Origin of the sequence: Mesorhizobium sp. ISC11 (genome assembly GCF_037162595.1) — a bacterium.
GTDB classification, from domain to species: domain Bacteria; phylum Pseudomonadota; class Alphaproteobacteria; order Rhizobiales; family Rhizobiaceae; genus Mesorhizobium; species Mesorhizobium ciceri.
Genome location: NZ_JAVSPW010000001.1, coordinates 3,049,922 through 3,072,592 on the forward strand (window position 1 = coordinate 3,049,922; position 22,671 = coordinate 3,072,592).

At 63.2% G+C, this 22,671-nt stretch carries 19 protein-coding genes; 14 read left to right on the forward strand and 5 right to left on the reverse strand.

Annotated features, from left to right (window positions below; genetic code table 11):
* Window positions 1–12: 12 nt before the first annotated feature.
* The 6 genes from RPF88_RS15185 (at window position 13) to RPF88_RS15210 (ending at window position 8,199) form a co-directional block, all read left to right on the forward strand.
* Window positions 13–1,119 (forward strand): mandelate racemase/muconate lactonizing enzyme family protein, encoded by a 1,107-nt coding sequence (locus RPF88_RS15185; protein WP_063167629.1) that lies wholly within the window; start codon window positions 13–15, stop codon window positions 1,117–1,119.
* 1 nt (window position 1,120) lies between these two features.
* Window positions 1,121–2,305, forward strand: a complete 1,185-nt coding sequence (locus RPF88_RS15190; protein ID WP_063167628.1) for a mandelate racemase/muconate lactonizing enzyme family protein — start codon at window positions 1,121–1,123, stop codon at window positions 2,303–2,305.
* Between the two features lie 247 nt (window positions 2,306–2,552).
* The gene (locus tag RPF88_RS15195) at window positions 2,553–4,217 is read left to right on the forward strand and encodes an ABC transporter substrate-binding protein (protein WP_013532880.1); all 1,665 of its coding nucleotides are present in this window, start codon (window positions 2,553–2,555) and stop codon (window positions 4,215–4,217) included.
* A gap of 100 nt (window positions 4,218–4,317) precedes the next feature.
* Window positions 4,318–5,301, forward strand: a complete 984-nt coding sequence (locus tag RPF88_RS15200; RefSeq protein WP_181172681.1) for an ABC transporter permease — start codon at window positions 4,318–4,320, stop codon at window positions 5,299–5,301.
* Window positions 5,298–6,176, forward strand: a complete 879-nt coding sequence (locus RPF88_RS15205) for an ABC transporter permease (RefSeq protein WP_027163828.1) — start codon at window positions 5,298–5,300, stop codon at window positions 6,174–6,176. The genes RPF88_RS15200 and RPF88_RS15205 overlap by 4 nt, the downstream gene beginning before the upstream one ends.
* Entirely contained in the window at window positions 6,169–8,199 is a 2,031-nt protein-coding gene (locus RPF88_RS15210; RefSeq protein ID WP_063167627.1) for a dipeptide ABC transporter ATP-binding protein, read from the forward strand. The genes RPF88_RS15205 and RPF88_RS15210 overlap by 8 nt, the downstream gene beginning before the upstream one ends.
* 33 nt (window positions 8,200–8,232) lie before the next feature.
* Here the strand turns inward: RPF88_RS15210 and RPF88_RS15215 are convergent, their stop codons facing one another.
* Window positions 8,233–9,135 (reverse strand): LysR family transcriptional regulator, encoded by a 903-nt coding sequence (locus RPF88_RS15215; RefSeq protein WP_063170184.1) that lies wholly within the window; start codon window positions 9,133–9,135, stop codon window positions 8,233–8,235.
* A gap of 112 nt (window positions 9,136–9,247) precedes the next feature.
* On the opposite strand from RPF88_RS15215, the gene RPF88_RS15220 reads away from it, so the two are divergent.
* From RPF88_RS15220 to RPF88_RS15250, 7 genes are all read left to right on the forward strand, one after another.
* Window positions 9,248–10,903 carry an ABC transporter substrate-binding protein gene (locus RPF88_RS15220; protein ID WP_063167626.1) on the forward strand — a complete coding sequence of 552 codons (1,656 nt, stop codon included), beginning with the start codon at window positions 9,248–9,250 and terminating at the stop codon, window positions 10,901–10,903.
* Between the two features lie 17 nt (window positions 10,904–10,920).
* Window positions 10,921–11,790, forward strand: coding sequence for a DUF427 domain-containing protein (locus RPF88_RS15225; protein ID WP_063167625.1), 870 nt, complete (start codon window positions 10,921–10,923; stop codon window positions 11,788–11,790).
* Window positions 11,791–11,870: 80 nt separating this feature from the next.
* Window positions 11,871–12,635, forward strand: coding sequence for an SDR family oxidoreductase (locus RPF88_RS15230; RefSeq protein WP_013532887.1), 765 nt, complete (start codon window positions 11,871–11,873; stop codon window positions 12,633–12,635).
* 419 nt (window positions 12,636–13,054) lie between these two features.
* Window positions 13,055–14,029 carry an ABC transporter substrate-binding protein gene (locus tag RPF88_RS15235; protein ID WP_027163833.1) on the forward strand — a complete coding sequence of 325 codons (975 nt, stop codon included), beginning with the start codon at window positions 13,055–13,057 and terminating at the stop codon, window positions 14,027–14,029.
* Window positions 14,030–14,106: 77 nt separating this feature from the next.
* The gene (locus tag RPF88_RS15240) at window positions 14,107–15,192 is read left to right on the forward strand and encodes a quaternary amine ABC transporter ATP-binding protein (protein WP_063167624.1); all 1,086 of its coding nucleotides are present in this window, start codon (window positions 14,107–14,109) and stop codon (window positions 15,190–15,192) included.
* Complete coding sequence (locus tag RPF88_RS15245; RefSeq protein ID WP_337122663.1) at window positions 15,189–17,171, forward strand: ABC transporter permease; 1,983 nt, start codon at window positions 15,189–15,191, stop codon at window positions 17,169–17,171. Before RPF88_RS15240 ends, RPF88_RS15245 begins: the two co-directional genes overlap by 4 nt.
* Before the next feature lie 29 nt (window positions 17,172–17,200).
* Window positions 17,201–17,578, forward strand: a complete 378-nt coding sequence (locus RPF88_RS15250) for a GFA family protein (RefSeq protein WP_063167622.1) — start codon at window positions 17,201–17,203, stop codon at window positions 17,576–17,578.
* A 13-nt stretch (window positions 17,579–17,591) separates the two neighbouring features.
* Here the strand turns inward: RPF88_RS15250 and RPF88_RS15255 are convergent, their stop codons facing one another.
* Window positions 17,592–18,950 carry an NAD(P)-binding domain-containing protein gene (locus tag RPF88_RS15255; protein WP_013532892.1) on the reverse strand — a complete coding sequence of 453 codons (1,359 nt, stop codon included), beginning with the start codon at window positions 18,948–18,950 and terminating at the stop codon, window positions 17,592–17,594.
* A gap of 318 nt (window positions 18,951–19,268) precedes the next feature.
* Here RPF88_RS15255 and RPF88_RS15260 point away from each other — a divergent pair, with 318 nt between their 5' ends.
* Window positions 19,269–19,985, forward strand: a complete 717-nt coding sequence (locus RPF88_RS15260; protein WP_013532893.1) for a helix-turn-helix domain-containing protein — start codon at window positions 19,269–19,271, stop codon at window positions 19,983–19,985.
* Between the two features lie 54 nt (window positions 19,986–20,039).
* Here the strand turns inward: RPF88_RS15260 and RPF88_RS15265 are convergent, their stop codons facing one another.
* Genes RPF88_RS15265 through RPF88_RS15275 form a run of 3 tightly spaced genes read right to left on the reverse strand, consistent with a single transcriptional unit; the run spans window position 20,040 to window position 22,648 of the window.
* Window positions 20,040–21,080: a heme-dependent oxidative N-demethylase family protein gene (locus tag RPF88_RS15265; protein WP_063167621.1), complete on the reverse strand. Its 1,041-nt coding sequence runs from the start codon at window positions 21,078–21,080 to the stop codon at window positions 20,040–20,042.
* Window positions 21,081–21,089: 9 nt separating this feature from the next.
* Window positions 21,090–22,055: a PDR/VanB family oxidoreductase gene (locus RPF88_RS15270; RefSeq protein ID WP_063167620.1), complete on the reverse strand. Its 966-nt coding sequence runs from the start codon at window positions 22,053–22,055 to the stop codon at window positions 21,090–21,092.
* Window positions 22,052–22,648: a dimethylamine monooxygenase subunit DmmA family protein gene (locus RPF88_RS15275; protein ID WP_063167619.1), complete on the reverse strand. Its 597-nt coding sequence runs from the start codon at window positions 22,646–22,648 to the stop codon at window positions 22,052–22,054. The genes RPF88_RS15270 and RPF88_RS15275 overlap by 4 nt, the downstream gene beginning before the upstream one ends.
* Window positions 22,649–22,671: the final 23 nt, after the last annotated feature.

Below are 22,671 nucleotides of genomic sequence, written 5' to 3' on the forward strand. Positions count from 1 at the left end.
CGGACAAGACACGTGCAGATCGAGACCATCAAGGCCTACCACGTCATGCAGCCCTTCGTTGACGGGCTATACCGCATGTCGAAGGGGCGCGAGGCCGACGCCTTCGACGCCGTGATCGTGTCCATGACATCAGACAGCGGCATCACCGGCTGGGGCGAGATGGCGCCGCTCGGCAATTTTTACTCGGCCGCCTTCCCCGCCGGCGTTCGCGCCGGCGTGGTCGAGATCGCGCCGCATCTGATCGGCCGCGATCCGCGCGGGCTGGCCAGCATCGGGCGGCTGATGGACACGGTGTTCAAGGGCCATCCCTACATCAAGTCGGCGCTCGACATGGCCTGCTGGGATCTGGCGGCGCGCGCAGCCGACGTGCCGCTGGTCACGCTGCTCGGCGGCAAGGAAAGCGACACCGCGGAACTCTACAAGGTCGTCACGCACGGGAGCGTCGACGCCATGGCCGCGCTGGCCAAGCGCATCGTCAAGGACGGCTTCCACCGGCTGCAGGTCAAGGTCGGCGGCAATGTCCATGACGACATCGAACGCGTCATCGCGGTTGCCTCCTCGGTGCCGAAAGGCACGGTCATCTTCTGCGACGCCAATGCCGGCTGGACTCCCTATCAGGCGCGCCAATTCGCCGATGCCACGCGCGCCATCGACTACACGTTCGAGCAGCCCTGCACCACGATCGATGAAAACATGTCGGTGCGCCGCATGCTCGACAAGCCGATGGTGCTCGACGAATCCGTCACCTCGCTCGAGGCGATGCTGGAAATTCATCGCCTGGGCGCGGCCGACGGGCTGACGCTGAAGATCTCGCGCCTTGGCGGCGTGACGAAGACACGCCAGATCCGCGACATTGCCGTCGACCTCGGCTTCATGATCACGGTCGAGGACACGGGCGGCGCCGAGATCGACACCGCGGCGATGGCGCATCTGTCGCTGTCTACGCCGGAAGAGCGCCGGCTGCACGCCATCGCCTTCCATGAATGGGTGACGGTGCGCACGGCATCGAACATGCCACCGGTCACCGGCAGCCGCATGGGCATTCCAGACGGGCCGGGTCTCGGCATAGACGTCGTTCCCGATCTGCTCGGCGCGCCGTTCTTCGAGGTCGGGCGCTGAGATGAAAATCCGCAGCATCAAAGCCACGCCGATCAATTTGCGCCTCGAAGCGCCCTATGCCTGGGTGTTCGGCGAACTCGACGGATTTTCACCGACCGTCGTCGAAGTCGAGACCGAGGATGGCCTGGTCGGCCTCGGCGAAGCGCCGACGCCAGCGGCGGCCGCGATCATCAATGATGTCCTGGCGCCGCGGCTGGTCGGGCGCGATGCCTTCGACATCGCCGGCGCCGAGCATGTCTGCCTGCCCTTTTGGACCGGCGTGCAGTCGATCAACGACCGCACACGCATCATGGCTTTCGGCGCCATCGAGATGGCTTTGTGGGACCTGCGCGGCAAGGCGTGGAACCAGCCGCTCTACCAGTTGCTCGGCGGCGCCGTACGCAAGGATATCCCGTTCACCGACTATTTTTCGCTGCGCGGTGATGGGCCAAAGGTGAAGGGCGAGACGACGCCCCAGGAAGTCGCCGACTATTGCGTCGAATTGCATGAGACGCATGGAACGACTTTCTTCGAAGGCAAGTTCTCGACCGAAGATCCGAAAATCTCGCTCAGGATGGTCGAGCTGATCCGCAGGAAACTCGGCGACGATGCGATGATCCGTATCGATTCCAACCAGGCCTATTCGCTCAGCACCGCGCGGCGGCTGGCGCGCCCGCTGGAAGAATTGGGCGTGCGCAACTGGGAGGATCCGGTGGCGACCATCGAGGAGATGCGCGAGTTGCGGCGCCATTGCTCGATCCCGTTCTCGACCCACAACATCGACATTGCGCGCGCCATGGAAACCAAAGTGCCGGACGCGTTCGTCGGCAACCCGACGACGCATGGCGGCATCGGCCGGCTGTTGCGCTTCGTCGGCGCCTGCGAGCATGCCGGGATCGATTTCTGGTGCTACAGCGGCGACAGCGGCATCGGCAGCGCCGCCTATCTGCATCTGTGCGCGGCACTCGGCTGGATCAGGGAGCCGAACCAGTCGCTGTTTCGCATGCTGCCGATGGATGTCACCGAGGAAGGACCGTTTTCGCCGAAAAACAATGTCGTGCGCGTTCCGGAAGGTCCCGGTCTCGGCGTCACCTTGTCGCGCGAAAACCTCGCTGCCTGTCACAGAGACTTTACCGAGAAAGGACCGTGCAACAAGTATCATGACCCGGCAAAGCCCGGAACCTATCGCCGTTTGCCGCTGAACTAGATGACGGCTAGCGGCCAAGACCGACGGCCAGACACGAGAAGCCAACCGCCGCGATTTCGGTCGGGAAGGTTGGACAAAGACGGTGGAAGCCGTGCAACCAACAACCCCGAGCGTCCACGCCACGACTGGATGGACCGGACAAAACCGCATGCTAAAGTTCCGGTAGACAGGCCTCCGGTGCCGGGAAAATGGAGCAATCCACGAAAATTTCGTCAACCATAAGAAATAGGGGAAAGGGTAAAAACCCATGAGCAAGAACCACAGCATTCTCGACCTTATCCGGCGCAATCGCACGCCGCTTGAAAATCACCTGATCGACGGCCTCGTCGACGGCCGTGTCAGCCGCCGCGACTTCGTCCGTCACGGCAGCCTGCTCGGCCTGTCGCTGCCGCTGCTGGGCCGCATCGGCATGGCCGCCGGCCTTGGCGGCATGCCGTCGCTGGCGCGCGCCCAGGGCGCGCCGGGCGCCACCATCCGCGTCGCCAGCAGTGTGCCGGCGGCGACGATCGACCCGGTCAGCATTGCAGACGCCGGCGGCCTGCTGATCATGCAGCAGGTTGCCGAATTCCTTTGCGTCGACGGCCCCGATCTGGTGCTGCAGCCGGCCTTGGCCGAAAGCTGGAAGCCGAACGACAACGGCACGGTGTGGACCTTCAAGCTGCGCAAGGGCGTAAAATTCCACAGCGGCGGCGAGATGAAGGCCGACGACGTCGTGGCCAGCATCGACCGCCTTGCCGACCCGGCCAACTCGTCCAATGCGCTGTCGGTGTTCACCGGCATCCTGCAGAAAGGCGCTTCAAAGAAGGTCGACGACTACACGGTGGAATTCCACCTCGATGCGCCGAACGGCAACTTCCCCTACATGCTGTCGTCCGACAACTACAACGCCGTCATCATCCCGGCGAGCTACAAGGGCGACTACGAAAAGAGCTTCGACGGCACCGGGCCGTTCAGAATTGAGAAATACACGGCAAAGGTCGGCGCGTCCTTCGTCCGCAACGAGGACTATTGGGGGCCGAAGGCCTTGCCCGAGCGCACCGAATTCACCTTCTTCACCGACATGCAGCCGCAGATCCTGGCGCTGCAGGGCGGACAGGTCGACATCATCAACCAGATGCCGGTGCTGGCCGGCGTCGCTCTGCTCAACGATCCGAACATCGACATCATCAGCCTGAAGTCGTCGGCCCATCAGCAACTGCACATGCGCTGCGACGAGGGTCCGTTGAAGGATGCGCGCGTGCGCCGAGCCATTGCGCTCTGCCTCGATCGCGACAAGCTGGCCGCCGGCCTGATGAAGGGACGCTCCGCCCTGGGCAATGACAGCCCGTTCGCCGCCGTCTATCCTTCGACCGATACGAGCGTGCCGCAACGCAAGCAGGATATCGCCCAGGCCAAGCAGCTCATGGAAGCAGCCGGCCTTGGCCAGGGCTTCAAGATAACCCTGACCACCGAACGCTACCTGGAAATCCCCGAATACGCCCAGCTCATCCAGAACTGGGTCAAGGAGATCGGCGTCGAGCTCGACCTCAACATCCTCGACCAGAGCGGCTATTACGGAGACGCGGTGTTCGGCAAGTCGAACTGGCTGGATTCGGTGATGGGCATCACCGACTACGGCCACCGCGGCGTGCCGAACGTCTATCTTGCGGCACCGCTGAAGAGCGAAGGCACCTGGAATGCGGCGCATTTCAAGAACAAGGACTATGACGCGCTGGCGACCAGCTACATCGCAGCACTCGACCTCGAGGCGCAGAAGGCCGACGCCGGCAAGATCCAGAAGCTGTTGCTCGAGGAAACGCCTGTTATTTTCGGCTATTTCTACGACTATCTGACGGCGACGGCGAAGGGCGTGGCCGGCGTACAGCCGACCGCCATGTCGCAGCTGTTCCTCGACAAGGCATCGAAAGCCTGAACTAACTCTTTGTTGGAGCATGACCTTTTCCGAAAACCGGTCCCCACTTTTCGGGATCATGCTCAAAGGGAAAGCCAATCCTCTAACAGCCAGCTCCCGCATGGGGCTGGCTCCACAAGGAGTCTTAGCCATTCTCTCCTTCCTTGCCCGGCGTGTCTCGCTGTCGCTGGTGACGCTGTTCCTGCTCAGCATCATGGTGTTCCTGGGCGGCCAGGTGCTGCCCGGCAACGTCGGGCGCGCCATATTGGGTCCATTCGCCGACCAGCGCGCGGTCGACGCGCTCAATCACACGCTCGGCGTCGATCGCCCGCTGCTGGCACAGTACTGGGGCTGGATCTCCAATTTCGTCCAGGGCGACATGGGCACGTCCTACATCTTCCGCTCGCCGGTCGCGCCTTTCGTCATCGATGCGCTCGGCAATTCGATGAAGCTGGCGGCGGTCGCCTTCGTGCTGGTGGTACCGATCGGCATCCTCGGCGGCGTCGTCGCCGCGCTCAACCTCAACCGCCCGCTCGACCGCATCATCAGCCTCGGCGGTCTGTCGGTGACGGTGCTGCCGGAATTCGTCACCGGCATCATCCTGATCCTGATCTTTGGTGTCTGGCTGCGCTGGCTGCCGATATCGGCCGCATGGCCGCGCGACGCCGGCTTCTTCACGCAGCTCTACTACCTGATCCTGCCGTCGCTGCCGCTGTTCCTGGTGCTATTCGGCTACATCGCCCGCATGGCGCGCTCCGGCATGATCGAAGCGCTCGATTCCGACTACACGCGAACGGCCGTGCTGAAGGGCCTGCCCTGGCGCACGGTGATCTGGCGCCATGTGCTGCGCAATGCGCTGCTGCCGACCATCACCGTTATCGCCACGCAGACCGGCTACCTCATCGGCGGCCTTGTCGTCATCGAAACGCTGTTTCGCTACCAGGGCATCGGCTCGCTGATCTTCACTGCCGCGCGCGGCAAGGATTTCCCGATGCTGGAATCCGGCATCCTCACCATCGGCATCGTCTATGCCGTGGCCACTCTTGTCGCCGACTTCCTCTATTCCGTGCTCAATCCGCGCATCCGGCTGGGGTCAGACCAATGAGCACCATCCAGACCACCTCCTCGACACCCGACGACACGCGCCCGCGCGGCCCGCTGGCCGAGGTCTTCTTCTCGCTGCTGCGCTCGCGAACATTCCTTGTCGGTTTCGCCATCGTGCTGTTCTGGGTTGCCTGCGCGCTGTTCGGCGAGCACTTCGCACCCTACGACCCGCTCGCCGACGACATCATCAACGCGCTGGCGCCGCCTTCTTCCGAACACTGGTTCGGCACCGACCAGATCGGCCGCGACGTCTTCTCGCGCGTCATCGTCGGCTCGCGCGACATCCTGACCGTCGCCCCGCTGGCGACCTTGCTGGCGACAGTGGCCGGCACGGCGCTCGGCCTCGTCACCGGCTATTTTCGCGGCCTCGTCGACGATGTCGTCAGCCGAATCCTGGAAGCCTTCATGGCGATCCCGGTGGTCATCGTTGCGTTGCTGGCGATCGTTGCGCTCGGTACCTCGAAGACGACGGTCATCGTTGTCATCGGCTTAAGCTTCGCGCCGATCATCGCGCGCACCGTGCGCTCCGCGGTGCTGGCCGAGCGTGAACTCGACTATGTCGCTGCCGCGCAGCTAAGGCATGAAAGTGCCCTGCATACGATGTTCGTCGAGATCCTGCCCAACGTCATTCCGCCGATCCTGGTCGAAACCACTGTGCGGCTCGGCTATGCCATCTTCGCCGTCGCCACGCTCTCCTTCATGGGTTTCGGCATCCAGCCGCCCTCTCCCGACTGGGGGCTGTCGATCTCCAACAATTACGGCATGATCGGCGGCGGCTTCTGGTGGACGGTGCTGTTCGATGCGCTCGCCATCGCCTCGCTGGTCATCGGCGTCAATCTGGCCGCCGACGGCGTTCACGGAGCGCTCAATGACTAACTCCGCCAAGGCCGAAAACGCACTCGAAGTCACCGATCTTTCGGTTGCCTACCGCGTCGCCGGCCGCAACCGCGCCGTGCTGCGTAACCTCAGCCTCACCATCGGCCAGGGCGAAGCCTATGGGCTGGTCGGCGAATCCGGCTGCGGCAAATCCACCGTGGCGCTTACGGTGGTGCGCTATCTGCCGAGAAACGGTTCTATCACCGGCGGCACGATATCGCTCGACGGCCAGAACGTGATGAAACTCGACGCCGAGGCGCTCAGGCGGGCGCGGGCCGAAAGCGTCTCCATGGTCTATCAGGACCCGGGCAAGGCGCTGAACCCGTCGATCCGCGTCGGCCGTCAGTTGACCGAGATTTTTGAACTCGGCGGTATTTCGGGACAAGCGGCCACCGACCGGGCGATTGCGATGCTCAATCGCGTGCGCATCTCCGATCCGATGAGCGTGATGCAGCGCTACCCGCACCAGCTTTCCGGCGGCATGCAGCAACGCGTGGCGATCGCCATGGCGCTGGCCAACGATCCCTCGATGCTGATCCTCGACGAGCCGACCACCGGCCTCGATGCGACGGTAGAGGCCGAAGTGCTCGACCTGATCGCACAGCTGCGGCAAGAACTGTCGGCCTCGATCCTGTTTATCAGCCACAACCTCGCCGTCGTCTCCAACATGTGCGACCGCGTCGGCGTGCTCTATGCCGGCATGCTGGTCGAGGAAGGGCCGACGGAGGTCGTCTTCAACGACCCGCGCCATCCCTACACCGTAGCCTTGCTGCGCTGCCTGCCGCGCGGGGGCCAGCGCAAGGACCAGGGCCGCCTCGATACCATTCCCGGCTTCCTTCCCGGCATCGGGGTCGACATCAAGGGCTGCGCCTTCGCCGATCGCTGCGCGCTCGCCGACGACCGCTGCCGCAGCGAATTGCCACCGCTCTACGATCTGGGCGGCCGGCTGTCGCGCTGCTTTCATCACGACAAGGCGCAGGCGCTGCCGCGTGCGACACCGAGCGATGTGGCGCCTGTACCAAGGGCGGCGGCAGCGCCGGTGCTGCGCGTCACCGGGCTGAACAAGACCTATGCCAGCCATGGCCATGCACTGCGCGCCGTGAAGGACGTGTCCCTCGACCTGCGGCCTGGCGAAACGCTCGGGCTGGTCGGCGAATCCGGCAGCGGCAAAACGACCTTCGCCAGGCTGCTGCTCGGCCTTGTGCCGCCGGACGCAGGCGGCACGATCGAGCTGGAAGGCAAGGCGCTGGCGCCCAGGCTGGAGAACCGCAGCGACGACCAGATCAAGGCGATGCAGATCGTCTTCCAGAACCCGGACTCCGCACTCAACCGATCGCATTCGATCCGGCATCTGATCGGACGCGCGCTAAAGCGGCTGGCGGGCCTCTCCGGCAAGGCGCTGGAGGCTCGTCTCAACGACCTTGTCCGCTCGGTGCGGCTTACGGACCGGCATCTGGCTGTAAAACCGCGCCAACTGTCCGGCGGCCTGAAGCAGCGCGTCGCCATCGCCCGCGCCTTCGCCGGCGTCCCGCGCATCGTCGTCTGCGACGAGCCGACCTCGGCGCTCGACGTCTCGGTGCAGGCGGCCATCCTCAATCTGCTCGCCGACCTGCAGTCGAAGGAAGACGTCAGCTACATCTTCATCTCGCATGATCTGGCCGTGGTGCGTTACCTCTCCGACAAGATCGCCGTGCTCTATCTCGGCCGCATCATGGAGCTCGGACCGTCGGAGCAAGTCTTTTCCGGGCCGCATCATCCCTACACAGAAGCGCTGCTGTCGGCCGTGCCCAAACTCGACCAGACCGAGACGGCGCGCATTCGTCTCGACGGCGAAATCCCGAGCGCCACCAATCCGCCGTCGGGCTGCGTGTTCCACACGCGCTGCCCGCGCAAGATCGGTCCGATCTGCGAACAGCAGGAGCCGCCGCTGAGCGAGGCCCAGCCCGGCCATTCGATCCGCTGCCACATTCCATATGCCGAACTGGCCAGGCTGCAGAGAGCGGCCGTGACCGAGCCGGCATAGCGAGCGTCACCATCACCCGCGTGGCTTGGCCGGTCAGATCTGGCCGGCCATGCTGAGAGCACGGTCGCCTTCCGAAAAGCCCTGCCCTTCGGCCCAGTCTCTGGCCAGCGTGCGCAGGCCTGTGAGCGCGACATCCAGAACATCCGACGAGGCGGGGTTCGAGGGATAGGCGAGGTAGATCGGCCGCTGGAACACCGGCGTATTGTCGATGCGCCGCATCTCGCCGCGCTCGATATGACCGCTGACGGCGCTGAGCGGCAGATAGGCGGCGGCCTGCTGTGACAGCACGTGCTGCAGCCCGATGAAGACCAGTCCGGCCGATATGGCGGGCTTGACCATGCCGGCAAAGGCGCGGTCGTGCTCGATGCGGAACTCCAGCCCCCAATCCATCAGAATGTAGTTTTCGGTCCACGGCCTGGTCTGCGCGGCATGCTGGACAAGCACGACCTGATCGACCGCCAGCGTTTCGTAGACGATGCCGGGATGCGGTCGCGGCAGGTAGAGGATGCAGATGTCGAGCAGGCCTTCCGCCAGCTGGTCGATCGCCGAGTCCGGGAAGCTGCCCTCCAGCCGCAGCGCCACGTTCGGCCGCCTGGCGCGCATCCACTCGACCCATGGCGAGGTGATGCGGTCCCACAGATAGGCAGGCGCGGTCAGCCGCAGCAAGGTCTCGTAGCCATCGGGAACGGCGATGTCCTGCCGCGATTGCTCCCAGGTGCGGGTGATGGAAGAGGCATGTGGCAGGAACTGCCGGCCGGCCGGCGTCAGCGTGACGCCATCGCGGTCGCGCACGAAAAGCCGGCGGCCCAACTGCTCCTCCAGCCCCCTGATCCGTGCGCTGACGGTGGACTGCGCGAGGTTGAGCCGGCTGGCTGCGACGGTGAAGCTGCCATGGGTGGCGACTTCGAGAAAGCTGCGCAGATTTTCAGTGTCCATGCCCACCTCTGCATCGAAAATTTCGATGACCCCTATCAAAAAATATCGCTTTCCGGCGGCAGTCAACAATGAACTAGATGGCCGAACCCCAAGACACGCGAGGAATCCAGCCATGCCCAAGCATTTCCGGATGATCGACAACGCTCGCAGAACGCTCACTGCAATCGAAAATTCCGCTGTCGACGAATTGCTGGCCGGCAGGATGGACCGCCGCGACTTCCTGCGCCATGGCAGCGTGCTTGGTCTCTCACTGCCGTTCCTGGGCAGCCTTGTCGCGGCCGCCGGCCTCGGCACGCAGCAAGCACGCGCGGAGGGCAAGCCGGGCGGCACGGTGCGCGCCGGCGTGGCGACGCCGGGCGGCGCCATCGATCCCGTCACCTATTATGACAGCGGCAGCTACCAGCTGGTTTTCCAGACCGCCGAATTTCTCTGCATCACGCAGCCGGACCTCACCTTGAAGCCGGTGCTGGCGGAGAGCTGGGCGCCGAACGAGGACGGCAGCGTCTGGACGTTCAAGCTGCGCAAGGGCGTGAAATTCCACAATGGCGAGGATTTCAAGGCCGACGACGTCGTCGCGACCTTCGACCGGCTGGCCGACCCCAAAGGCGCTTCTAATGCACTTTCCGTGTTCAAGGGGCTGCTGTCGAAAGGCGGCACCCGGAAGGTCGACGACCACACCGTCGCCTTCCATCTCGATGCGCCGAATGGCAGCTTTCCCTATTCGGTGTCGATCGACAATTACAACGCCGTCATCCTGCCGGCGAGCTACAAGGGCGACTACGAAAAGACGTTCGAAGGAACCGGGCCATTCCGGCTGGAGACCTACACGCCAAAGGTCGGCGCGACCTTCATCCGCAATACCGACTATTGGGGCGAGAAGGCGCTGCCTGACCGGCTCGAATTCAAATTCTACGGCGACGTGCAACCGCGCATCCTGGCGCTGCAGGCCGGCGAGGTCGACATCCTCGACGCCGTTCCGCTCGATGTAAGCCAGGTGGTGCTGAACAGTCCTGATATCACGGTGCTGCGTGTCGCTTCGACCGCGCACCGGCAGCTTCACATGCGCTGCGACACCGGCCCCTTCACCGACAAGCGCGTGCGCCAGGCGCTGGCGCTGTGCATCGACCGCTCCAAGCTGGTCGACGGGCTGTGCCGCGGCATGGCGGCGACCGGCAATGACAGCCCCTTCGCACCCGCTTTCCCCGCAACCGACAAGACGGTGCCGCAGCGCGTCCAGGATATCGCCAAGGCCAAGCAGTTGCTGGAGGCGGCGGGCCTTGCCAGTGGTTTCGACATCACGCTAACGACGCTGCGCTATTCCGACATTCCCCGCTACGCGCAATTGTTCCAGAATTTCGCCAAGGGAATCGGTGCCCGCATCTCGCTCAACATCGAAGACCAGGACAAATATTACGGCAAGGCGGTGTTCGGCCAGTCGGACTGGCTGGACAGCCCACTTGGCATCACCGACTACGCCCATCGCAGCGTGCCGAACGTCTTCCTGAAGAGCCCGCTGGTCAGCGACGGTCCGTGGAATGCGGCGCATTTCAAGAGCCCGGCCTATGACGGCATGGTCACCAGCTATCTCAAGGCGCTTGATGTCGGCGCGCAACGCGCTGCCGCCTCCGACATCCAGAAACTGCTGCTCGACGAGACGCCTGTCATCTTCAGCTATTTTCCCGATCTGCTGGTGCCGGTGCGCAAGAATGTCAGCGGCTTGCCGCCGATCGCCGCCGGCCTGCTGCTCGATCGCGTGTCCCTGAGCTGATCGTGCCTCAACGCCCGATGACAAAAGAAACTAAACGGGAGACTACCATTCGCAAGCCTCATCTGCGCGGCCGCGGGCCGCATTTTCCGCTGCTCGACAGCATCGTGCAGTACGACTTCGAGCCGGGCTACATAGCCTTCACCATGCCGACGCAGAAGCGCCTGCGTGTGCAGGTGGGGTCAATGACCGTGGCCGATACGACCAACGCCTTGGTGTTCTACGAATCCGATCATCTGCCGGTCTACTATTTTCCGATCGGCGACGTTCGCGAGGAGTTCCTGCTGCCGAGCAAGACCACGACAGAGGACCCATTCAAGGGCACAGCCACCCACTATTCGCTCAACACCGGCATCACGCTGGTCGAGGACGCGGCCTGGCGCTATCTCGATCCGGTCAAGGGCTGTCCGCCGATATCGGACTACATGTCGTTCACCTGGAGCAAGATGGGGCACTGGTTCGAGGAGGACGAGGAGATCTTTGTCCACGCCCGCGATCCCTTCCGCCGCGTCGACTGCCTGCCGTCGTCGCGGCGCGTGCAGGTCATCCTCGATGGTGAGCAGGTCGCCGATTCACGCCGCGGCGTGTTCCTGTTCGAGACCGGCCATCCAGTGCGCCACTATCTGCCAATCGCCGACACGCGGCTCGATATGTTCGCGCCCAGCCGCTACATCTCGCGCTGTCCTTACAAGGGCATCTCCAACTATTATCACGTGACGACCAAGGCCAAGCGTCACGAGAACCTCGTCTGGTATTATCCTGAGCCGGTGCACGAGGCGGAGCGCATCAAGGGGCTGGTCTGTTTCCACCACGAGCTGGTCGACAAGATCCTGGTCGATGGCGTCGAAATCCCGAAGGAAGCCACGGCCGCGTCGAGCGGTTATTTCTAGGCATCGACGCCGCTTGCGCGCGGGCGCTTGATCGAAGCACGGGTCAGCGCATACCCTCCCTGGGACAGGGAGGACACTCGATGGATCTTTTCAAGCTGGATGGCGATGTCGCGCTGGTCACCGGCGCCGGCAGCGGCATCGGCCAGGCCATCGCGATCGGGCTGGCCGAGGCAGGCGCCGACATCGCCTGTTTTGGTCATGCGTCGAAAGGCGGGCTGGATGAAACGGCGCACCGGATCACGGCACTCGGCCGCAAGGCGCTGGTGCTGAACGGTACAGTGACATCGCAGAGCGATCTGGCGGCGGCGATCGATCGAGTCGAGAGCGAACTCGGTGCGCTGACCGTTGCGGTCAACAATGCCGGCATTGCCGGCTCCGAACCCGCCGAGACGATGCCGCTGGAGACGTGGCAGAAGGTGCACGAGGTCAATGTCGCCGGCGTGTTCCTGTCCTGTCAGGCCGAAGCGCGCAAGATGCTGGTGCGAGGCAAGGGCTCGATCATCAACATCGCCTCGATGTCGGGCACCATCGTCAACCGGGGCCTGACGCAGGCGCACTACAATTCTTCGAAGGCCGCCGTCATCCACATGTCCAGGAGTCTCGCTATGGAGTGGGCCGATCGCGGCCTGCGCGTCAATGTCGTCAGCCCGGGCTACACACTGACGCCGATGAACAAGCGGCCTGAGGTGGCCGAAGAGGTGAAGATCTTCAAGCGCGACACGCCGATGGGGCGGATGGCGGCGCCGGAGGAAATGGTCGGACCGACGGTGTTCCTGGCCAGCCGCGCAGCGAGCTTCGTCACCGGCCTCGACCTGATTGTCGATGGCGGCTACGTCTGCTGGTAGAGGTTCAACTTCGCCTGCAGTCTGAATTTATACGCCTCGCGCGGTGTTAGTCGTTGCGCGACATGAACCTTGATATATATAATTTCATCCCATGAAACTGGCTTGGCGAGATGGCGCTTGCCGGGTCGACAGCCGAGAACATGAGACCTTGATGGCTCGCACCTTGCAAGGCGCCGCAAGACTGGCAATCGATCCGCAGATGACCGCCCCCGCAGCGATCCGTCGGCAACCATGACGCCGACACTGCAGTCCTGTTCCATCATCACTAGAATTGAGCACCATCTTGCCTGCGTCGGCCAAAGCCGGGGCAACAATCTGGCGCCGACGGCCTTGCGCAAAGACCAGCCTTTCCAACACAATCAAGAAAAGCCGCAAGAAGGGAACGAACGATAATTTTCACAGCTTGAAGGAGAACAAGCATGTCACTTCGCAGTGTGATTTCGAACTTAACAATGGGAACCTTCGCACTCGCCGCGGCGAGTGCACTGACACCTTCCGCCCAAGCCGCCGCACCAGAATCCAACGATCCGATCAAGATCGCGCTGTTCGACTGGACCAGCGTCAATCTGAACGCCAAGATCCTTGGCGGTATCCTGGAAAAGCTCGGCTATACCGTCGAGTATCCCACGGCCGACTACCTCTCCAGCCTGACCACGGGCCTCACCAATGGCGATCTTGATGTCGGCCTGGAGTTCTGGGACACGACCGCCGGCGAAGCCATGAAGGCCTCCGATGCGACCGGCCAGACCGAACGGCTGGGTAAGCTCGGACCCAAGGCCAAGGAAGAATGGTGGTTTCCGGAATACATGAAGGAGAAATGCCCGGGCCTGCCCAATTGGGAAGCGCTGAAGGACCCGAAATGCGCCGAAGCCTTCTCGACGGCGGAGACCGCACCGAAGGGACGCTATCTCGGCGGCCCGGTGACATGGGAAGGCTTTGACGACGAGCGCGTCGAGGCGCTGAAACTGCCCTTCACCGTCATCCATGCCGGCACCGACGCGGCGATGTTCGCCGAGCTCGATTCCGCCTATCAGCGCAAGGCGCCGATCATGCTGTGGATCTATTCGCCGCATTGGGCGCCTGCCAAATACAAGGGCGAGTGGGTTGAATTCCCGGAATACACGCCCGAGTGCTACAACGACCCGAAATGGGGCGTGAACCCCGACGCCAAATATGACTGCGGCAAGCCGCATGGCGAGATCTGGAAATACTCCTGGTCCGGCATGAAGGACAAATGGCCGGTCGCCTACAAGGTGGCCAAGGCCTACACGATCGACACCGATGAGCTCAACAAGATGAGCGGCGAGATCGATCTCGGCGGCAAGACACCGGAGGACGTCGCAGCTGCCTGGATCGCCGCCCACGAGGCCGACTGGAAAGCCTGGGCGCAGTGATCGTTCCGACTGGAAAAATGAGACCCGGCTGCTGACCAGCCGGGCCTCACTTGTTGATATTCCAGAGGGACGTTCGAATGACGGACAGGACTGAACAGGAGCCAAACACGGCGGGCGCGCCAAAAGACGCCCGTCCGGTAAAGCTTGCCTGCCGCAATGTCTGGAAATTGTTCGGATCGAACGCGGCCAATTTCATCCGCGAACGTGACGGCAAGGCCAGCATAGCCGACGTCACGGCTGCCGGGCTGGTCGGCGCGGTGCGCGCCGTCGACCTCGAAATCCGCCAGGGCGAGATTTTCATCATCATGGGCCTGTCGGGCTCCGGCAAGTCGACGCTGGTGCGCTGCATGTCGAGGCTGGTCGAGCCGACCCACGGCAAGGTCGAATTCGAGGGCAATGACCTGCTGAAAACCTCCGATGCAGCACTCATCGAATTGCGACGACACCGCATGGGCATGGTGTTCCAAAATTTTGCGCTGTTGCCGCATCTCAACGTGCTGGAGAACATCGCCTTCCCGCTCAGCATCCAGGGGCAGGACCGGGCGACACGCGAAGCAAGGGCGCGCGAGGTCATCGAGCTTGTCGGCTTAAGGGGTCGCGAGCATTTCTATCCGCGCGAACTGTCCGGCGGCCAGCAGCAGCGTGTCGGCATCGCCCGCAGCCTGGCGACAAAACCGGAAATCTGGTTCCTCGACGAGCCGTTCTCGGCGCTCGATCCGCTGATCCGCCGCGAGATGCAGGACGAGCTGATGCGGTTGCAGATGATGCTGCACAAGACCATCGTCTTCATCACCCATGATTTCGACGAGGCCATCCGGCTGGCCGACCGCATCGCCATCATGAAGGATGGCGAGGTCATCCAGATCGGCACGCCGGAGGAACTGGTGGTCAATCCGGCGACCGACTACGTCGCCGAGTTCACCCGCGACGTCGACCGCGCCAAGGTGATCTCGGCACGCAGCCTGATGCGCGCCTGCGACGGCTCGGAGCACGGCGGAACGGTGGCGCCGGAGGCCAAGATATCCAGCTTTTCCGCCAGCATCGTTGCCGCCAACAAGCCGTTCGCGGTCGTCAACGGCAGCGGCAAGCCGATCGGCGAGGTGACGCCGCAAGCGGTGATCGATCTGCTGGCCGGCATTGAGCGTTCCGGAGCCGGCACATGACGGTGACGGCAAGCGCCGGCGAAACACGGTCGCGCCCGGTTCAGGTCTGGCTGCTCGTCTGGGCGGTGGCACTCGCGGCCGTGCTTGTCGTGTTCCTGTTGCGAGACCGCCTGTCCTGGGCGGTCAATTATCCGGCCAGCGCCGTCGTGCCGGTCGCCGATTGGGTCAGCGCGCTGATGCGCTGGATCAAGTCGAACCTGTCGTGGCTCACCCGCTCGATCACCGCGGTGCTCGGCGTTCCGCTCGATTTCGCGCTCAATCTGCTGGCCAAGAATTTCAAGATCGGTCGGGGCGCAGAAGCCTATGTCCTGCCGCGGCTGTCCTGGGTCGGCGTCTGCGCTGCCGCCTTCATCGCGGGGCATGCCGCCGGCGGCAGAAAACTCGGCCTGCTGGTCGGCGGCTGCTTCCTCTACATCGCGCTGTTCGGCCAATGGACCAGCGCCATGCTGACGCTTGGGCTGATCTCCATCGCCGTGCCGTTCTGCATCGTCACCGGGCTGTTCGCCGGCATCTGGGCGTGGCGCAAGCCGTGGGCCGAAAGGCTCATCGTCTCCCCTGCCCTCGACCTGATGCAGACGATCCCGACCTTCGCCTATCTCATCCCAATGCTGCTGCTGTTCGGCAACAGCCCAGTCTCGGCGATGATTGCGACCGCCATCTTCGCCACCCCGCCGATGGTGCGAGCAACGATGCTCGGCCTATCGCGGGTGCCGTCGGAGATCGACGATTTCAGCGAAATGGCCGGCTGCACGGCGCAGCAGAAACTGTGGCGGGTGCTGCTGCCGTCGGCGCGGCCGACATTGATGGTCGGCGTCAACCAGGTCATCATGCTGGCGCTGAACATGGTGATCATCGCTTCGATGATCGGTGCCGGCGGCCTCGGCTACGACGTGCTCCTGGCGCTACGCGCGCTGAAGGTCGGCGAGGCGATGGAAGCCGGCCTTGCCATTGTGGCACTCGCCATCGCACTCGACCGGCTGAGCCAGGCCATCGCGCACAGCCAAGCAAAGGGCCATGTCCATCAGGAGGTAAGCCCGAGCCTCTGGCGGCGCTACCCCAACCTGACGCTGGCCATCGCCATCCTTGTCGTGACAACACTGTCCGGTCTGTTCGTGCCGGCCTTGGCAGTGGTGCCGAAAGCGATCACTTTCACCACGGCGCCGCTGTGGAAGGCGGCGGTGAACTGGGTGACCATCAATTTCTTCGACACGATCGAAGCGTTTCGCGTGGCGCTCATCCTCAATCTGCTGAACCCGCTGCGCGCCTTTTGCGAGGGCTTTCCGTGGCTCGGCGCCGTCTTCCTGCTCGGCCTTGCCGGCTATCAACTCTCCGGCCTGCGTCACGCCGTCCTCGTCGCCGCGCTGACCGCCTTCTGCGCCATCACCGGCCTGTGGGAAAAGACCATGGCGACGGTCTATCTCTGCGGTATTTCGGCCTTCATCGCCTGCCTGATCGGCATCCCGATCGGGCTGATGGCTTCGCGCAGCGACCGGTTCGAGAAGATCGTCACGCCGGTCATCGATACGCTGCAGGTGCTGCCATCCTTCTGCTTCATCATCCCGGTGGTGATGCTGTTTCGGGTCGGCGACGTCACCGCGATGATCGCGACGATCGCCTTCGCCGTGGTGCCGGCGATCCGCTACACCAATCACGGCATCAGGCAGGTGCCGCCGGCGCTGATCGAGGCGGCCAAGGTGTCGGGCTGCACGCCGCGCCAGACCTTCTTTCGCGTGCAACTGCCGCTGGCGCTGCCGGAAATCATGCTGGGCGTCAACCAGACGATCCTGATGGCGCTGGCAATGATCATCATCTGCGCCATGGTCGGCACCCGCGATCTCGGCCAGGAAGTGTTCATCGCGCTGTCCAAGGCCGATTCCGGCCGCGGCATCGTCGCCGGTCTCGCCATCGCCTTCATCGGCATCGTCGCCGACCGGCTGTTCAACGCCTGGACGGCGAAGGCGCGCGCAAGGCTGGGTTAGGATTAGCCGCCCCGATACAGGAGAGAATGATGACTGGCCGGATCGCTCACTGCACCTGCGGCCAATTGCAGATCCGCTGCCCGCAAGAGCCGGCCAAGGTCTCGCTTTGCCATTGCCTGGACTGTCAGCGGCGGACCGGCACTCCGTTCGGGATCGCCGCTTTCTTCGATGCCGCCGAGACCGAGATCAGCGGCTCATTCCAGACATTCCAACGCGATTCCGACAGCGGCTTTCCCGTCACCTTTCATTTCTGCGGAACGTGCGGCTCAACGGTCTTCTGGTATCCGTCACGAAAACCGGCGGCGGTAGCCGTCGCAGTCGGCTGCTTCGGAGACCCGGCATTTCCGGCGCCGACGCAGTCTGTCTATGGCGAGAGTCGCCACGGTTGGGTCGAGGCGCCGGCCTGACGGCGCCCACTCGTTATTCCGCCGCAACGCCCTTCACCTCAAGATAGCTCTCCATCGAATCATCGAGCGCCTGCAGCCACGGCGTATGATGCAGCGGCGCCATGGTGCCGGTCATCAGCGAGCGGTAGGCGTGGTCGCGGAAGCTCATAATGTCTTCGCCCTTGTGGTGTTCCCATTCCATGAAGGTCTGGTTGACCGCCTCGACGTCGAAACCGGGATAATCGGTCTGGTCCATCAATTCCTTGGTGTAGTCGCCCTGGAACCAGATCATCTGCTCGGCGTCTTCCAGCGTTTCCTCACGCGCGCGCCACTTCGCGCCGTGAGCGGCCATCGCCTCGGCCGAGGGCAGCTTGATGCGGCCCATGATGACGTCGCGGGCAAACCAGGCCTGCGCGTCGAACATATTGAAGGTGTAGAACTGATCCTGCATGCCGATATAGGAAAGCTGTGGGTTCTTCTCCCAGACGACGCCTTCATAGAGATCGAGCGGCCACATGCGGTTGGCTGTCTTGAGCTTCAGATCGTCGGTCAGGAAGGGGAAGGAATGCAGGTACCCGGTGCACAGGATGATGGCGTCGACATCCTTGGTCGTGCCATCCTTGAAATGCGCGGTTTTGCCGACGACCTTCTGCAGCAGCGGCACCTCTTTCCAATTCTCCGGCCATTTGAAACCCATCGGCTTCGAGCGGTAGCTGGAGGTGATGGATTTGGCGCCGTATTTGTAGCATTGCGAGCCGATGTCCTCGGCCGAATAGGAGCGGCCGATGATCAGGATATCCTTGCCCTTGAACTCCATCGCGTCGCGGAAATCATGGCTGTGCAGGATGCGGCCATTGAAGGTGGAGAAACCCTCGAAATAGGGCACGTTGGGTACCGAGAAATGCCCGGAGGCGACGACGACATTGTCGAACTCTTCCGAGTAGGTGACGTCGTTGGTGCGGTCATGCGCGGTGACGGTGAATTTCTTCGTCTCGTCCGAAAACGTCACCATGCGCACCGGGCTGTTGAAGCGCACCCATTTGCGCAAGCCTGATTTCTCGACGCGCCCCTTGATGTAGTCCCACAGCACGGCGCGCGGCGGATAGGAGCCGATCGGCCGGCCGAAGTGCTCCTCGAAAGTATAGTCGGCGAATTCCAGGCATTCCTTTGGTCCGTTCGACCAGAGATAGCGATACATGGAACCGTGCACCGGATCGCCATGCTCGTCGAGACCGGTGCGCCAGGTGTAGTTCCACAGGCCGCCCCAGTCCGACTGCTTTTCGAAGCAGACGATCTCGGGAATGTCGGCGCCCTTGTCGGCCGCCGATTTGAAGGCCCTGAGCTGTGCCAGGCCGGATGGGCCGGCTCCGATGACGGCAACGCGACTTTTCATGGCAGGCCTCCCGATCTGGTTTCGACTTTTGCCTTGACGCAACTCCCAAGGGGAAAGCGCTATGCGCTTTTTCCGGAATTGCTCTTACGAAACAAATTTCACTCACAGGGACAGTAATTGGCCCTTTCGTGCTGTCAACAGCCCGGTGCGGAAACAACGTTCCGCCGATGTGGATTTCCCGCAAAAAACCGGACGCGGCCAAACGCCGGATCGTGCGCATGTGCTTTCAGGCGACTTGCCGTCGCAGTTGCGCTGCTGTATCGGCACCTGACATGTTCACCTAGAGTGAAATAAATCCGCAGGAGTGCCGGGGGCGACATGGCGAAGAAGGTTTCCGATTCCAAGGCTGGTCCAGCCGGTGCAAAGGCCAAGCCGCAGCCAAAGGTCTCGGCCGACGGGAAAACCATCCGCGCGCCGCTGACGCAGAACCCGCATGCCATTCGCGACACGCGCGAAAAGGTGCTGGAGGTGGCGATCGGCCGCGAGGTGCGCGCCTTCCGCAAGAAGCTCGGCATCACCGTCGCCGATCTGGCGGTCGCCACCGACATTTCGCTGGGCATGCTGTCGAAGATCGAGAATGGCATCACCTCGCCGTCACTGACCACCTTGCAGGCGCTGTCGCGGGCGCTCGGCGTCCCGGTGACAGCCTTCTTCCGCCGCTTCGAGGAAGAGCGCAGCGCCGTTTTCGTCAAGGCCGGCCAAGGCCTCGATGTCGAGCGCCGCGGCACGCGCGCCGGTCACCAGTACAATCTGCTCGGCCATATCGGCTCCAACACCAGCGGCGTCGTCGTCGAGCCCTATTTGATCACGCTGACCGAGGATTCCGACGTGTTTCCGACCTTCCAGCATGAGGGCATGGAATTCCTCTATATGCTCGAGGGCGAGGTCGTTTACCGGCACGGCAGCAATCTCTACCCGATGAAGCCCGGCGACAGCCTGTTCTTCGACGCCGACGCGCCGCACGGGCCGGAACAGCTGACGAAACTGCCGATGCGGTATTTGTCGATTATCTGCTATCCGCAGAGCGCGGGTTGAGCGGGACTCGATCTCCCCCCACGAGGGGGAGATCGGCAGCTTCGCGGGCGTCGCTCAATCCGGCCCGAACCCAGGGCTCGTCGGGCTGCCGTCGTCGAGCTTCGACAGCCACTCGACCAACGTTGACCTATATCGGGTCAGGCCCTTGTAGTTGCCGAGTTCGTCGGGCAGGTCGCGGATGACACGGTGCAGGCGCCGGGCCCATTTTGGTTGCGTCACCAGCTCATCCATCTTGATCAGATAGCAGCGGATCGGAAAGACGATGCCGTTCGAGCGCGGCAGGCGCCAAAAACTCTGCAGCTCGACGCGCAGATGCACTTTGTCGCCGACATTCTCCGGCGTCACCGTAGCCCGGTCCGGACCCCATTTGTGATAGTTTTCGGGGCTGGTGTCGAGGCGCGGATTGATGGTCATCGTCCAGTTCAGGCGCCTGGCCGGCTTGCCTTGCTGGATGTTGGTGAGGAATTTCAGCGCCCTGACAAAAATCCCCTTCTCATGCGCCAGCGGCACCGGCGCGTGCCATTCGAAAAAGTTCATGCCGATGTCGAAATCGAGCGACCAGTCGGCTTGGGTGGTGACCATGCCGGCATCCATCCACAGATTGCCGTCGCGCTGGTCGAGGATGCAGAAGTCGCCCTGGCTCTGGCGGGTGATGTACTCCATCGGGCCGTAAGGCAGCGTCGAGGTGTCGCCGAAGGTGAAGGTGTCGTCGATGCCGAGCGGCCGGTTGATCCAGCGCCAGCGGTCGCCGTCGCGGGTCAGTGTGAAATGTTCGGGATAGCCCAGCGCCTGCTGCTCCATCAGCAGTTCCAGCAGGTCCCAGCCGGCCAGCGTCATGTGCGGCAGCGACTGGCAGCGCAGCGGGTCCTCGGCCAGCACCAGCGCCCGGTCCTGCATCTCGGCGACATAGTGCTCGTCGACGTCGATCAGGTTTTCCAGCACGCTGCCTTTCGGCCCGACGACATGCGGCTCGATGTTGACCGCATACATGTAGGCGTCTTCGTGGAAAGGGAACGGGAAGCGCCTGATGTGCTCAGGGCTGTTCCTGAAGGTGAAGTCGTCGCGGAACGTTTCCTTGCGAAAGGTGATGCCCATGATTTCCTCCTAGCGCTCCAGGACCAGCGACCGGCCCTCGAAGCGCGACACGCACGGCATGATCTTCTTGCCCGAACGGTGCTCTTCCTCGCTCAGCCAGTGGTCGTTGTGGATGAACTTGCCGTCGCAAGAGATGACGTTGGTTTCGCACTGGCCGCAGACGCCGCCGCGGCAGAGATAGGGCGGATCGACGCCGGCCGCTTCGATCGCTTCCAGCAGGCTCTGCTGCTCATCGACGCGGATCGTCTTGCCGCTGACGGCAAGCGTCACGTCGAAAGGCAGGCCAGGCTGGGGGGCCGCGAAATGCTCGAAATGCACGGTTTCCGATGGCCAACCGAGGCTTGCCGCGCGATCACGCACCCAGTTGATCATGCCGGCCGGGCCGCAGACATAGAGATGCGTGCCGAGCGGCTGCGTCGACAGCAGCCGGTCGAGTTCGATGCGCTCGTCAAGGTCGTCATGATAGAGCCTGACCCGTCGGTCGTAGCGCTCGCGCAGCACATCGGCATAGGTGCCGAGCGATGCGGTGCGGCAGGTGTAGTGCAGTTCGAAATTGCCGCCTTCCGCCGCAAGCTGAGCGGTCTGCGCCATGAACGGCGTGATGCCGATGCCGCCGGCCAGCATCAGATGTTTTTTGGCGCGCAGGTCGAGCGAGAACAGATTGACGGGATAGCTGACCACCATCTCCATGCCGGGCTTGACGTTCCGGTGCATGAACAGCGAGCCGCCGCGGCCGACATCGTCGCGGCGCACCGAGATCGTGTATTCGCGCGTGTCGAGCGGCGAGCCCATCAGCGAATAGGGGTTGAGCCTGGTGCGTTCGCCGTCGCGCATCTCGACCACGACATGGGCGCCGCCGGAAAAGGTCGGCAGCAACTCGCCGTCGCGCCGGCGGAAATGGAAGCGGGTGACGAGGTCGTTGACCGGGACGACGTCGCTGACCACGACATCGAGTTTTGTTGTTCCGGCGCTCATCGGAAAACCTCCTCCATCGGAGGAATCTCGCTGCGATCCTCGGCGTTGATGCAGACGCCCTGGAACGCCGCGATGCGCCTGGAATAATGATCGCGCACCAGAAGCAGCAGGCCGCAATGCGCGCAGGTCGCCGGCTGCGTCGTCACATTCTCGGTGATGCCCTTGCAGTGGACGCATTGCATGCGCCGCGCCAGCGAACCGCGGTGCTCGGTCTGGATCGAAGTGTGGTCGATGCCGGCTTCAAGCGCCACCTGCATCGCCTGGCCGATCAGGCCCTCAGTGCCGGCGAGATAGAGGCGCAGGCCCATATGCGCATTTGCCAGTGTCTGCCTAAGCCGTGGCAGCAGGCTGGCGAAGGATGGCGACAGATGAAACTGCACCGGTCTCAGCGCTTCGAGGGCTGCGGTGTGTTTGCCGTCAGGCCCGGGAATGAAGACGATGTCGGCGTCGTCGAAAAACCCGGGCGGCGCCCTCCCGGCCATCTCCGCTATCGCCAGCGCCCCTTCCGCATCCGCGATAAAAAGATGATGCTTGCCGGGCTGCGGAGACAAGGTTCCGTAAACAGGCCGGCTGATGATGCTTTTGGCTGCCATTTAAGTCTTCGTGCCTTCGAGCG

Bases quoted from the DNA above. Each gene is read 5' to 3' on its own strand.
- RPF88_RS15190 (WP_063167628.1), top strand. From the start codon at position 1,121: ATGAAAATCCGCAGCATCAAAGCCACGCCGATCAATTTGCGCCTCGAA.
- RPF88_RS15195 (WP_013532880.1), top strand. From the start codon at position 2,553: ATGAGCAAGAACCACAGCATTCTCGACCTTATCCGGCGCAATCGCACG.
- RPF88_RS15200 (WP_181172681.1), top strand. From the start codon at position 4,318: ATGGGGCTGGCTCCACAAGGAGTCTTAGCCATTCTCTCCTTCCTTGCC.
- RPF88_RS15205 (WP_027163828.1), top strand. From the start codon at position 5,298: ATGAGCACCATCCAGACCACCTCCTCGACACCCGACGACACGCGCCCG.
- RPF88_RS15210 (WP_063167627.1), top strand. From the start codon at position 6,169: ATGACTAACTCCGCCAAGGCCGAAAACGCACTCGAAGTCACCGATCTT.
- RPF88_RS15215 (WP_063170184.1), bottom strand. From the start codon at position 9,135: ATGGACACTGAAAATCTGCGCAGCTTTCTCGAAGTCGCCACCCATGGC.
- RPF88_RS15220 (WP_063167626.1), top strand. From the start codon at position 9,248: ATGCCCAAGCATTTCCGGATGATCGACAACGCTCGCAGAACGCTCACT.
- RPF88_RS15225 (WP_063167625.1), top strand. From the start codon at position 10,921: ATGACAAAAGAAACTAAACGGGAGACTACCATTCGCAAGCCTCATCTG.
- RPF88_RS15230 (WP_013532887.1), top strand. From the start codon at position 11,871: ATGGATCTTTTCAAGCTGGATGGCGATGTCGCGCTGGTCACCGGCGCC.
- RPF88_RS15235 (WP_027163833.1), top strand. From the start codon at position 13,055: ATGTCACTTCGCAGTGTGATTTCGAACTTAACAATGGGAACCTTCGCA.
- RPF88_RS15240 (WP_063167624.1), top strand. From the start codon at position 14,107: ATGACGGACAGGACTGAACAGGAGCCAAACACGGCGGGCGCGCCAAAA.
- RPF88_RS15245 (WP_337122663.1), top strand. From the start codon at position 15,189: ATGACGGTGACGGCAAGCGCCGGCGAAACACGGTCGCGCCCGGTTCAG.
- RPF88_RS15250 (WP_063167622.1), top strand. From the start codon at position 17,201: ATGACTGGCCGGATCGCTCACTGCACCTGCGGCCAATTGCAGATCCGC.
- RPF88_RS15255 (WP_013532892.1), bottom strand. From the start codon at position 18,950: ATGAAAAGTCGCGTTGCCGTCATCGGAGCCGGCCCATCCGGCCTGGCA.
- RPF88_RS15260 (WP_013532893.1), top strand. From the start codon at position 19,269: ATGGCGAAGAAGGTTTCCGATTCCAAGGCTGGTCCAGCCGGTGCAAAG.
- RPF88_RS15265 (WP_063167621.1), bottom strand. From the start codon at position 21,080: ATGGGCATCACCTTTCGCAAGGAAACGTTCCGCGACGACTTCACCTTC.
- RPF88_RS15270 (WP_063167620.1), bottom strand. From the start codon at position 22,055: ATGAGCGCCGGAACAACAAAACTCGATGTCGTGGTCAGCGACGTCGTC.
- RPF88_RS15275 (WP_063167619.1), bottom strand. From the start codon at position 22,648: ATGGCAGCCAAAAGCATCATCAGCCGGCCTGTTTACGGAACCTTGTCT.